This is a genomic window from Bradyrhizobium sp. USDA 4503 (assembly GCF_054055815.1).
Window position 1 is genome coordinate 4,543,909 of record NZ_JBSRXS010000001.1, and the last position, 12,381, is coordinate 4,556,289.

Consider the following 12,381-nt stretch of genomic DNA (forward strand, 5'->3'; position numbering starts at 1 on the left):
CAAAGAAAAACGGCGCGGGATGGTCCCGCGCCGTTGCAATCGTTAACCGTGAAGGCCCGAAATTAACCCTTGCGGATCAGCGGCGGCGGAGGCGGCGGCACGTCGCAGCACGGCAAGTTGAAGCGCACGCCGAGCTTCACGTCCTGCGAGGTGATGTCGCGGTACTGGAAGCTCGAGGGACCGGCCGGCGTGCCGTCGAAGAAGTGACCTTGGCCGTGGGCGGCAGTGCCCATGTCGAGGTAGCGATAGGCCAGTTCAACCGTGAAGTTGTTGGTGACCTTGTAGGCGACACCGGCATGCAGCGCCCAGGCGAAGTTGGTCTTGGTGGCGCCATCGGCGATGAAGGAGCTGGTGAGGCCCGACCCGCTCGGGAACGTCGCGACGTCGGAGAAGGCCGAGGTCTTGATCGTCGCGGCACCGACACCGGCACCGATGAACGGGGTCAAACAGCCCCAGGTGCCGAGATCAGCGTAGACGTTGACGAGGCCAACCCAGCTCTGGATGCCGCCATGATAGGCGTCGCTCAGCGGGCTGGGCCCGGGGAACGTGAAGAAATCGGTGCCGTTGAAGCTCACCTTCGAGCGATACTCACCGGTGATGTCGGCGCGGAACCAGCTGTTGAACTGATAGCCGACGCCGATGCCGTAGAGCACGCCGCCGTCGAAGCCGTGGCCATACTGGTTGAAGGCAGTGCCGGCCGGCAGTGTGTCGTAGGCGTTGACGTGCAGCTTGGCCTGGGTGTTGGTCATGCCGATGTCGCCGCGCAGATACCAGCCGCCGAAATCCTGGACCGGCGGAGGAGCATACGCCATCGGAGGTGGCGGCATGATGGGCATGTCGGCGGCGAACGCCGCCGAGGACAACAGAGATGCCGCACCGGCGGCAATCAGGGTCTTTACGCTACGCATTGGCTTCGTCCTTTTGGGCCAAGTGAGGCGACACGAAAGCCCCACGTCTGAAACTCACGGCCCGGACGATGGCAGGAAATGTTTAAGCGGCACTTAACCCTAATTTTTAAGGTTGATTTTCTCTCACCTTTCTCTGCGGCTGTCGCTTATGGGTCCATAAATGACGCAGGTTGGCGACGAAACATCGCGATCCCGCCAAAAGTGCTAATGAAGCGTTGACGCATCCGCGCCGTTCGCAAGGCACGCGGGCCGGGTGTGTTAGCGAATGCTTAACGCGGGCGTCGCGTCCGCGGCCGGGCGTTCAGCGCACGGCCCGCGGCATCCTCGGCAGGAACACCGCGAGCAGGCCGATCGCCGGCAGGAAGGCGCACAGCTGATAGACGAAGGCGATCGAGGTGTGGTCGGCGAGCTTGCCGAGCACGGCGGCGCCGAGACCGCCGATCCCGAAGGCGACGCCGAAGAACACGCCAGAGATCATGCCGAAGCGATGCGGCATCAATTCCTGCGCGAACACGATGATCGCCGACGTCGCCGACGAGATGATCAAACCGATCACCACCGTCAGCACGGCGCTGGCGAACAGGCCGGCATAGGGCAGCGCCAGCGTGAACGGCAGCGCGCCGAGGATCGAGAACCAGATCACGTATTTGCGGCCGAAGCGGTCGCCGAGCGGACCGCCGATGAACGCACCCGCGGCGTTGGCGGCAAGGAAGACGAACAGATAGAGCTGCGCCGCCTGCGTCGAGGCACCGAACCGGTCGATCAGATAGAAGATGTAATAGCTCGACAGGCTCGAGACATAGAGCTGCTTGGAGAACAGCAGCGCGACCAGCACGATGAGCGCGATCTTCACGCGCCGCTGATCCGGATGGTCGGGATGCCGCGCGCTGGCGGCCGTCTTCTTGCCCGATATCTGCGGTTTGTACCAGACGCCGATGCGCCAGAGGATCACGATGGCAAGGAACGCGATCGAGGAGAACCAGGCGATCGAGGGCTGACCGAACGGCACCACGATCAGTGCTGCGAGCACCGGCCCCATCGAGGTGCCGAAACTGCCGCCGAGCTGGAACACCGATTGCGCGAAACCGTAACGTCCGCCTGACGCCAGCCGCGCGATACGCGACGATTCCGGGTGGAACACCGCGGAGCCAAGGCCGACCAGCGAAGCCGCAATCAGGATGACCCCATAGGTATGCGCAACGCTGAGCAGCAACAGACCGAAAAAGGTGAAGCCCATGCCGATCGCAAGCGAGAACGGCTGCGCCTTCTTGTCGGTGAAATGCCCGACCAGCGGCTGCAGCAGCGACGCCGTGAACTGGAACGCCAGCGTGATCATGCCGATCTGCGCGAAGTCGAGCGCGTAATTGTCCTTCAGGATCGGATAGACCGAAGCGATCAGCGACTGCATCGTGTCGTTGAGGAAGTGCGAGAAGCTGATGCCGGCAAGCACGACATAGGCCGGCCCCGCAGCGGCGGCAACCTTCGCGGCCGTCAGCTCCGGCACCGCCACCGGCTCGCCCAGCGCCTGTTTGCTCACGACGGGTTTGTTCAATGCAGCATTCCCGGACAGATTCGCAAAAATACCTCCGTGTCGTACGACGCGGAGGTGAGGCAAACCAGTTGCGTTAGCCGATGGCAGCGATGCGCTGTGTGGCCAGCCGGCGGCCAAACTCTATCCCCGTCACCCTGAGGAGCGCCAACGGGTCCGCGCAAAGCGCGGCCCGATGACAGGCTCCGCGCGTCTCGAAGGGTCCACGGCCCGGCGCTCGCCACATTGCGACAATGGGCCGTGCATCCTTCGAGACGCGCGCAAGGGCGCGCTCCTCAGGATCACGAGCTGACGAGGCCGGACGGGGCTTAAGCCGCGGCGGCGTGGCCGAGTGCGCTGACGATGTTGTCGACGACCTCTTCCACCAGGATACGATCGTCGCCCTCGCCCATCACGCGGATCACCGGCTCGGTGCCGGAGGGGCGGATCAACAGACGGCCATGGCCGTTGAGGCGCTTCTCGCCGTCGGTGATCGCGGACTTGACCTCGGCGTCGTCGAGCGGCTTGCCGCTGCGATAGCGCACGTTCTTCAGGATTTGCGGCAACGGGTCGAAACGCCGGCAGATCTCCGACACCGGGCGGCGCAGCTTCTGCACCACGGCCAGCACCTGCAGTGCCGCGACGAAACCGTCGCCGGTCGTCGAATAGTCCGACATGATGATATGGCCCGACGGCTCGCCGCCGAGATTGTAGCCGCCGCTCAGCATCTGCTCGAGCACATAGCGGTCGCCGACCGGCGTGCGGACCATCTGCAGCCCGAGGCCCTGCAGGAAGCGCTCCAGCCCGAGATTGGACATCACGGTCGTGACGATGCCGGGCTTGGCGAGGCGCCCCTCCTCCTTCCAGCTCTGCGCTATCACCGCGAGCAGCTGGTCGCCGTCGACGATGTGGCCGCGCTCGTCGACCAGGATGACGCGATCGGCATCGCCGTCGAGCGCGATGCCGATGTCGGCGCGCATCTCGCGCACCTTCCGCGACAGCGCTTCCGGCGAGGTGGAGCCGCATTCCTTGTTGATGTTGAAGCCGTCGGGTTCGACCCCGATCGGCACCACGTCGGCGCCGAGCTCCCACAGCGCTTCCGGCACCACCTTGTAGGCGGCGCCATTGGCGCAATCGACCACGACGCGCAGGCCGTCGAGCGAGAGATCGCGCGGCAGCGTGCGCTTGGCGAATTCGATGTAGCGGTCATGGACGCCGTCGATGCGGCGGGCGCGGCCGAGGCTCGCGCTCTGCGCCAGGCGGCGGTCGAGCGATTCGTCGAGCAGCTGCTCGATCTGCTTCTCGACATCGTCCGACAGCTTGAAGCCCTGCGGGCCGAACAGCTTGATGCCGTTGTCTTCGAAAAGATTATGCGACGCCGAGATCATGACGCCGAGATCGGCGCGCATCGACTTGGTGAGCATCGCGATCGCCGGGGTCGGCATCGGGCCGACCAGCAGCACGTCCATACCGACCGAGGTGAAGCCCGCGACCATGGCGTATTCGATCATGTAGCCGGACAGCCGCGTGTCCTTGCCGATCACGACGCGATGGCGATGATCGCCACGCTGAAACACCAACCCTGCGGCCTGCCCCACCTTGAGCGCGAGCTCCGGCGTGATCAGCCCATTGGCGCGGCCCCGAATTCCATCGGTCCCGAAATATTTGCGGCTCATGTAACCCCCAAGACGGACCTCTCGAACCACCCGGCGAGAGAGTCCTGAACGCCTACCAGTCTAGCGTGCATCGGCCTTATAGACTGCCAGGCGCTAAAAGGACTTCAAAAAATATGATGAATCATTACCGGGGCTAAACCCCGTGCCTCTACATTAAGGCACTGAAAGATATAACATTATTACTCTTTCGGCAACCTGGGGAACGAACGCCGTCCCCTACCCTTTGCCGTTGCGCTTGACGTGCTGGTCGCCCTTGCTGGGGGCCGGCTGGGTGACATTGACGGGGTCGGAACCGGGAAACGTCTCCTCCAGCCCCTCTTCCAGGGCCTCGTCGAGCCGGCGCTTCTCGGCGTTCTCGTCTGCTTTCGGTTTGGAGCCTGATTGGGTCATCGCGCTCTCCCATCCGTCTTCGATTTGGCAGGCCTCCCATCCATGCTAGATGACGGCAAGATCGAACACCCGCAAGACTTGCTGCCTAAAACAAGGCTCGCGATATCGAACTTGCGACACAGAAGAAGGGCCGGGACCGTCCATGAAGCACATTACCTGCATCGAAGATCTGCGCCAGCTGCACAAGCGCCGGGTGCCGAAGGCGTTTTTCGATTATGCGGACCGCGGCTCCTACACCGAGGACACGCTGCGCGCGAATTCGGAAGATCTGCAGCAGATCAAGTTCCGCCAGCGCATCCTGGTCGATGTGTCCAAGCGCACCCTGGCGACCACGATCCTCGGCGAGCCGGCCGCGATGCCGCTGATCCTGGCGCCGGTCGGCCTGCTCGGCATGCAGCATGGCGACGGCGAGATCTATGCCTGCCGCGCCGCGCAGGCGGCCGGCATTCCCTTCACCCAGAGCACGATGTCGATCTGCTCGATCGAGGACATCGCCGCCGCCGTCGACAAGCCGTTCTGGTTCCAGCTCTACGTCATGAAGGACCGCGGCTTCATCAAGTCGCTGATCGAGCGCGCGATCGCGGCGAAATGCTCGGCGCTGGTGTTGACCGTCGACCTGCAGGTGATCGGCCAGCGCCACCAGGACATCAAGAACGGCATGACGGTGCCGCCGGAATGGTCACTGTCGAAGCTGATCGACTTCGCGACCAAGCCCGCCTGGGTATCAGGCGTGCTGCAAGGCAAGCGCCGCACCTTCGGCAACATTGCCGGCCACGTCAAAGGCACCGAGGATCTGACGAAACTGTCGGAATGGACCGCCTCGCAGTTCGACACCTCGCTGAACTGGAAGGACATCGACTGGATCCGCAGCATTTGGCCGGGCAAGCTGATCCTTAAAGGCATCCTCGACGTCGAGGACGCCGAGCTTGCCGCCAAGACCGGCGCCCAGGCGATCGTGGTCTCCAACCATGGCGGCCGCCAGCTCGACGGCGCGCCGTCCTCGATCGAGGTGCTGCCGGAGATCGTCGATGAGGTCGGCTCGAAGCTCGAGATCATGTTCGACGGCGGTATCCGCACCGGCATGGACGTCATGCGGGCGCTCGCGCTCGGCGCGAAGTCCTGCATGATCGGCCGCGCCTATGCCTATGGCCTCGGCGCCGGCGGCCAGGAAGGCGTCGCCAAGGCGATCGATATTCTGGGCAAGGAGCTCACCACCACGATGGGACTGTGCGGCGTCAACACCATCGCCGAGATCGACGATCACGTGCTGGCGGTTTAGCGCGGAGCGGCAGCCTCTCTCAACACGTCGTCCCGGGCAAGCGAAGCGCGACCCGGGACCCATAACCACCGATGGCCGTCGTTTCGCAACGCCGCGGCGACAGCGCGCTTCAACAACTCAACCCTGTGGTTATGGGTCCTGCTTTCGCAGGGACGACAGCGGAGCCTGCTCTGCCTCACATCGGCGGCGCAATCCCGTCGCGGCCGACATTGACGCGGTTGGCTTCCAGCGTGCCGTCATCCTTCTTCAGCGCGCCGAAGATGATGATCTTGGCGCCCGGCTTCAGCTCCGACTTGTCGCCGGCGACGAAGGTGACGACCGGGGTGCCCGGCGGCACCACGACTTTCTTCTCGCCGTCCTTGTACTTCACCGTGATGTTCTGGCCGTCGGTGCCCTTCACGGTCTCGGCGACGGTGGCGTTGGTCATGGTCGAATTGGCGCGCAGGTCCCAGGGGCGGAAGCCTTCGGCGGCGCCGCGCTGGTTCTCCGGGAAGATGTGAACCGCGATCGCCTTCTGCGTTCCGTCGGGCTCGGGCATCGCGGTGACACCGATATAGGAACCGGGCTTGATCTCCGACAGATCGGTCTTGGCGACGCCGAACACCGCGACGTTGTCAGTGGTCCGCACCTTCATGTCGGCACCGTCGCGCGACTTGATCGACAGCATCGCGCCGTCGACGGCCTCGATGGTGCCGCGGATACGCACCGCCGGCGGCTGCTGCGCGGATGCAGCCGAGGCAAAGGCAACAAGAAGCAATGCGGCGAACAGCGTCGATTTCGGCATGGTGTCCCTCATGGGTTGGGCTGGCGAATCAGGGAACACCGGGGAGTTGGTGGTATTCCGTGCAAGCCACAACTCCTCGCGGAAGCGACGGCTCACACGACAACTACGCGCCGGACGAGGGAACTGTTACTGCGATAACGGACAGGTGATGCGCTCGCGTGTTCTGATGTAGCCCGTTCAGATCGTCATTCCGGGATGGTCCGAAGGACCAGACCCGGAATCTCGATATCCCGACGCTTCGCATCGCCCCGGGATGACATTGTGCGTCACATCGGCGGCGTAAGGCCGTCGCGGCCGACGCTGACGCGGTCGGTCTCAAGCGAGCCGTCCGGCAGTTTCTTCATGAAAGCGATGACCTTGGCGCCGGCCTTCAGGTCCGCCTTGTCGCCGGGAACATAGGTCACGACCGGTGTATCGGGTGCGACTTCCACCTTCTTCTCGCCGTCCTTGTATTTGACCAGCAATGTGTGGCCGTCATTGCTGACGACGGATTGCGCGACGGTCGCATTGGTCATGCTGCTGTTCGGCTTCAGATCGTACGGCCGCGAGCCTTCGCCGGTGCCGCGCATGTTCTCCGGGAAGACGTGCACCTCGACCGCCTTCGGCGTGCCGTCGGGGCCGGGCACGGTGGTCGTGCCGATGAAGGAACCAACCTTGATGTCGGACAGCGCGATCTTGGTGAGACCGAGCACCACCATGTTGCCTGCCATGTGCAGCTTGACGTCCTCGCCGCTGCGCGACTTCACCGCGAGCGTATCGCCGTCGACGCTCTCGACGGTTCCACGCACCCGCGTCGGTGTCGGCGGCTGCTGCGCGAGCGCGTAGAGCGTGGACACCGTCACCATCGCAAGCGCGATGAACGGCCGAATGAGATGGGAGCGGCTGGCAGGCATGACTGATCTCCGGGAGGGAACGCGGGGGGACTAACACCAGACCCCGTTCCGGAGATGCTATTCCAGGCCTCAAGTCTTTGTGAGATCGGCCTCAACAAGCGTGCGCAGTTCCGGCGTGACCTGCGGACGCCGCCCGAACCACAATTCGAAACCGCGCACCGCCTGATGCAGCAGCATGCCGAGTCCATCAGCGGTCTTCAGACCACGCGCCTCTGCCGCCGCAAGCAGCGGCGTCACCAGCGGCACATAGACGAGATCGGAAACGACCGCGTGTTGCGGCAGCAGACCGACATCGACCTCGAGCGCGGGCTGACCATGCATGCCGAGCGAGGTGGTATTCACCAGCAGGCCGGCGCGCGGCAGCAGCTTATCAACCGCGTCCCATGTCGCGGGATGAACCCGCGCGCCGAATTGCTCGGCCAGCGCGCGGGCGCGATCGATGCTGCGGTTGACCAGATGCACGCGCGCGATGCCGCGCTCGATCAGGCCGAACACCACCGCACGTGCCGCGCCACCGGCGCCGAGCACCAGCGCGTCCTCCGTCTTGTCCCAGCCGGGCGCGCAGGCGTCGAGATTGTTGATGAAGCCTTCGACATCGGTGTTGGTCGAGCGCAGCTCGCCATCGGCGAACCACAGCGTGTTGGCGGCGCCGACGGCGCGGGCGCGCGCATCCGGTGCCGACAGCGCCAGCGCGCGCTCCTTGTGCGGAATGGTGACGTTGGCGCCGACGAAGCCGCGCAGCGACAGGCGGAACAGGAAATCCTTGAAGTCCTCCGGCGGCACCGCCTCGATCACATAGCCGCCCTCGATGCCGAGCGTGCGCAGCCAGTAATGATGGATCAACGGCGAGCGGGAATGCGCGGCGGGCCAGCCGATCAGGCACGCGGCGCGGGTTTTGCTTGAGGACGTCATGATCGTGACATCGGCCAAGGCGGGCGCGCTGTCAATGCGTCCGCTTCGCGGTTGCGGCAACCAGCGCGCTGAGGGCGAACGCGGCGGCTGCGGCGAACCAGATCGCGGCGAGGTTGATCCAGCCATAGGCCAGCCCGCCGGCGAGCGCGCCCGCGACCAGCGCCGCCCACAGCAGCAGGTTCGGGAGCCAGGCCCAGCCCGCACCGCCTGTGAGCGCGGCGGCGATCAGCTGACCGGCCTTCACCAGCGCCCCGGTGACATAGGTGAGGCCGAGCCCGGCCCCGCCTTCGAGCTGGAATACGGCGTTCTCGAGCCCCATCGCCAGCACGATGGCGGCGACCGCGGCGTTCGACAGGCCATAGGCATAGGCCACCGCCGCCGCCGTGAGCAGCCACGCCTCGATGAGCAGGAGCAGGGGCTGGCGATGCACCAGCGCGCTGAGCACGATCAGGCTGCCGGCTGCGGCGCCGGCGACGAACAGCACGATCAGCTCCAGCGCTTCCAGCGCGTGCTGCCAATGCCCCTCGGCCAGCGTCACGCCAAGCCGCGTCGAGTTACCGCTCATGAAGGAGACGAACAGCCCGCCGAGATGCAGATAGCCGATGCCGTCGACATAGCCGGCCATTGCGCTGAGCGCGCAGGCCAGCGCCAGGTTACGGCGGGATTCAAGCATGCTGGCGGAAACTGCCTCATAGGAAGGGAATCACGGGCGCTATCTTGGCCCGTCATTCCGGGGCGATGCGACAGCATCGAACCCGGAATCTCGAGATTCCGGGTCTGGTCCTTCGGACCATCCCGGAATGACAATTCGATCACGCCGCGTCGCGATGCGCGGCGATGATCTGGTCGGCGGCGCGGCCCGTCACTTCGGCCATGCGGTCGAACTGGCGGGTGAAGGTGCCGGCGCCGGCGGTGGCGGAGCGCAGTTCGACAATCAAGTCGCCGATCTCCGATTCCGGCATCGTGGCGCGGACGCAATCCCAGCCGATCCAGCCGTCGCGGGTGTCGAAGCCGAGGATCTGGCCGCGGCGCGCCGACAGGATCGCGTTGATCTTGGCGGTGGCGTCGGTCGGACAGACGATCTCGACCATATGGATCGGCTCCAGCAGCACCGGCTGGCACTGCGGCAACCCTTCGCTGACCCCGATCCGCGCCGCGGTACGGAACGCGAGATCGGACGAGTCGACGCTGTGATAGGAGCCGTCGGTCAGCGTGACGTCGACGTCGATCACGGGGAAGCCGAGCGGGCCGCGCGCCAGCGCGTCGACAACGCCCTCTTCCACCGCGCCGATATAGTTGCGCGGCACCGCGCCCCCGACCACTTTCTCGTGGAATTCGAAGCCTGACCCGCGCGGCTTCGGCTTGATGTCGAGCACGACGTCGCCGAACTGGCCATGGCCGCCGGACTGCTTCTTGTGCCGGCCGCGCTGGGTGATCGGCTTGCGGATGGTCTCCTGATAGCCGATCGCCGGCGGATGCGATTTGACGTTGACGCCGTAGCGGTCCTTCAGCCGCTCCTGCGCCACGCGCAGATGCATCTCGCCCTGCCCCCACAGCACGGTGTCGTGGGTGCGCGGGTTCTGGATCATTGTCAGCGAGGGATCTTCCTCGTTCAGCCGCAGCAGCGCCTGGCCGAGCTTGACATCGTCCTTGCGGTCGGTCGCGGCAATCGAGATCGACAGCACGGCCGCGGCCGGCTCGACCTTGACCAGCGAGGCCGGCGCCGTCTTGCCGCTCGAGACCGTATCGCCGGTCTTGATCGCATCGAGCTTGCCGAGCGCGACGGTGTCGCCGGCCTCGGCCTGCGGCCGCTTGCTGTCATGCCCGCCCGAGACCGCGAGGATGCCTGAGACGCGTCCGCTCTCGCCGCTTGAGGATTGCAGCGTCGCGCCGTCGTCGAGCCGGCCCGCAAGCACGCGCGCCAGCGACAGCTTGCCGCCGTGCTGCAAGTGCACGGTCTTGAACACGTAGGCCAGCGCATCCTTCTGATCCTTGATGCCGAGCCGATCGGCGGTCTCGGCAACGCCGGGCGCCTCATGGCGCAGCGCCTTCATCAGGCGCAGCACGCCGTTCTCGCGGCTCGCAGCGCCGAGCAGCACCGGACAGATCTGCCCATCGCGCAGTTCGCGGGCGAGATCGTCGAACACGGCATCGCGCGGCGGCTGGATATCCTCCAGCAACTGCTCCATCAGCGCGTCGTCATGGTCGGCAAGCTTCTCCAGCATCGAGAAGCGGGCTTCCTTCTCGCGATCGAGATTGCCGCCCTCGAGCGCCATCACCTCCGACGGCTTGTGCTCGCGATAGACGAAGGCGCGCTCCAGCGCGAGATCGACAAAGCCTTCGATCAGATCGCCGTTCCAGATCGGGATCTGGCGCAGCACCAGCGGCACGCGCGAGGCCGGCTGCAGCGTCGCAAGCGTCTCGCGGACGCGCTTGTTGGCGCGGTCGATCTTGTTCAGGAACAGGAAACGGGGAATTCCGAGCTCCTCGAGCTCGCGCAGGATGATCTGCAGCTGCGGCAGCTTTTTCTCGTCGGCTTCGCAGACCACGACCGCGGCATCGACCGCCGGCAACGCTGCACGCATATCGTGCGCGAATTCGATCGAGCCGGGACAATCGATAAAGGTGTAGCTGTCCCCCATAAAGGTGGTGGTGGCGGCGGTCAGGCCTACGCCCATCTTGTGCTGACGCGCCTCGGGGCTGGCATCGCCGACGGAGGTTCCGGCATCGACGCTGCCGGCAGTTTTAATGGCGCCAGTGCGCGCCAGGATCGCTTCCAGAAGTGTGGTTTTACCGCTTTGGAAAGGGCCCACCAATGCGATGCACCGTGGACCTCGGGGACTTCTGACGTCTTGTCCCATTGCCGCCTCCTCGTTTTGGAGCTCGGCCCATGATTGGGTCGGCGACCGTTTATGCTCTGCCTGCGCTTGACATTTGGCAAGCGGGAAAACGTCGCTGCGGTGCGGCGTCGCGGAGGTTTGCAATTCCGAGCCATCGTCCGGACAATTGCATCCGCTGCGTCAGTTCCTTCGCGCAAGTCCCGGAGAAATCTCGCGCCAGCGTATCGCAAGGTCGAGCAGGCGTTGCACGGCGGGCGAGACATCTTCTTCACGCCACGCAATCGTGAGCGGCGCCGTAACCGCCGGCGCGGCCAAGCGGACATACGCCACGCCGCGACCGGTCTGCGCGCGTGCCGCGGCCTCCGGGACGAGCGATACACCGACGCCGGCGGCGATCAGGCCAATCGCGGTTTGCAGATGCAGCACCTCCTGCGCGAGTCGCGGCGTGAATCCGGCGGCCTGGCACGCGGCGACGATCAGGCCGGTGACCGATGGCTCCGGCCGCGCCGGATAGAGCACGAAGGCATCATCGGACAATTCGGCAAGCGCAATGTCGTCCCTCTCGGCAAGCGGATGCGCGCGCGGCAACGCCGCGACATAGGGCTCCTCCAGGATCAGGCGCTGGGCAAGACCCGCCTCCGGCAATAGCGCCGGGCGTGCGAAGCCGACATCGATCCGGCGTCGCCGCAGCGCTTCGGCAATCTCGGCCGCCAGCATCTCGTCAAGCACGAGCTCGACGTCGGGACAGGCGTCGCGATAGCTGCCTATGATATCGGGCAGACCGGCGAACATCGCGGAGCCGACGAATCCGATCGCGAGCTTGCCGGCCTGGCCGCGCCCGACGCGCCGCGTGTCCGCAACCGCGGCCTCGAAATTTGCGAGCAGGGAGCGGGCGCGCGCAAGCAGCAGCTCGCCCGCCTCGGTGAGCCTGACAGGACGGCTATTCCGCTGCAGCAACGTCACGCCGAGTTCGTCCTCGAGCTGACGGATCTGCTGGCTTAGCGGCGGTTGCGCGATGTGCAGCCGCTCGGCCGCGCGGGTGAAGTTCAATTCCTCGCCGAGCGCCACGAAATATCTGAGATGTCGCAATTCCATGCCGTCGGTATAGCACGGCGGCGGGTGCCGTCAGTCATACGCAATAGCTCTGCAACCGTATCGAACGAGTATTGGA

Annotated in this window: 11 protein-coding genes; 1 reads left to right on the forward strand and 10 read right to left on the reverse strand. The window is 65.2% G+C overall.

The window, feature by feature from the left end; all coding sequences use genetic code 11:
• Positions 1-62: 62 nt before the first annotated feature.
• From ACVMIH_RS21980 to ACVMIH_RS21995, 4 genes are all read right to left on the reverse strand, one after another.
• Positions 63-908, reverse strand: a complete 846-nt coding sequence (locus tag ACVMIH_RS21980) for an outer membrane protein (RefSeq protein WP_057017933.1) — start codon at positions 906-908, stop codon at positions 63-65.
• A gap of 301 nt (positions 909-1,209) precedes the next feature.
• On the reverse strand, positions 1,210-2,460 hold the full coding sequence (locus tag ACVMIH_RS21985; protein ID WP_456863337.1) for an MFS transporter: 1,251 nt from the start codon (positions 2,458-2,460) through the stop codon (positions 1,210-1,212).
• Positions 2,461-2,765: 305 nt separating this feature from the next.
• Entirely contained in the window at positions 2,766-4,112 is a 1,347-nt protein-coding gene (gene glmM, locus ACVMIH_RS21990; protein ID WP_016846677.1) for a phosphoglucosamine mutase, read from the reverse strand.
• Positions 4,113-4,328: 216 nt separating this feature from the next.
• Positions 4,329-4,502 (reverse strand): hypothetical protein, encoded by a 174-nt coding sequence (locus ACVMIH_RS21995; protein WP_162832399.1) that lies wholly within the window; start codon positions 4,500-4,502, stop codon positions 4,329-4,331.
• Between the two features lie 142 nt (positions 4,503-4,644).
• Between ACVMIH_RS21995 and ACVMIH_RS22000 the strand changes: the two genes are divergently transcribed.
• Complete coding sequence (locus ACVMIH_RS22000) at positions 4,645-5,781, forward strand: alpha-hydroxy acid oxidase (protein WP_016846679.1); 1,137 nt, start codon at positions 4,645-4,647, stop codon at positions 5,779-5,781.
• 175 nt (positions 5,782-5,956) lie between these two features.
• Here ACVMIH_RS22000 and ACVMIH_RS22005 read toward each other — a convergent pair whose 3' ends face one another.
• The 6 genes from ACVMIH_RS22005 to ACVMIH_RS22030 all read right to left on the reverse strand — a co-directional run bounded on the left by ACVMIH_RS22005 (position 5,957) and on the right by ACVMIH_RS22030 (position 12,305).
• Positions 5,957-6,565 carry a single stranded DNA-binding domain-containing protein gene (locus ACVMIH_RS22005; RefSeq protein WP_057015947.1) on the reverse strand — a complete coding sequence of 203 codons (609 nt, stop codon included), beginning with the start codon at positions 6,563-6,565 and terminating at the stop codon, positions 5,957-5,959.
• Between the two features lie 266 nt (positions 6,566-6,831).
• The gene (locus ACVMIH_RS22010; protein WP_194295382.1) at positions 6,832-7,410 is read right to left on the reverse strand and encodes a hypothetical protein; all 579 of its coding nucleotides are present in this window, start codon (positions 7,408-7,410) and stop codon (positions 6,832-6,834) included.
• A 117-nt stretch (positions 7,411-7,527) separates the two neighbouring features.
• Complete coding sequence (locus ACVMIH_RS22015; protein WP_456855301.1) at positions 7,528-8,370, reverse strand: shikimate dehydrogenase; 843 nt, start codon at positions 8,368-8,370, stop codon at positions 7,528-7,530.
• Positions 8,371-8,401: 31 nt separating this feature from the next.
• Positions 8,402-9,043 carry a YoaK family protein gene (locus ACVMIH_RS22020; RefSeq protein ID WP_057015948.1) on the reverse strand — a complete coding sequence of 214 codons (642 nt, stop codon included), beginning with the start codon at positions 9,041-9,043 and terminating at the stop codon, positions 8,402-8,404.
• Positions 9,044-9,182: 139 nt separating this feature from the next.
• A complete protein-coding gene (locus tag ACVMIH_RS22025) occupies positions 9,183-11,231 on the reverse strand; it encodes an elongation factor G (RefSeq protein ID WP_253606878.1) in 2,049 nt (682 codons plus the stop codon).
• Positions 11,232-11,390: 159 nt separating this feature from the next.
• On the reverse strand, positions 11,391-12,305 hold the full coding sequence (locus ACVMIH_RS22030) for a LysR substrate-binding domain-containing protein (protein ID WP_456855300.1): 915 nt from the start codon (positions 12,303-12,305) through the stop codon (positions 11,391-11,393).
• Positions 12,306-12,381: the final 76 nt, after the last annotated feature.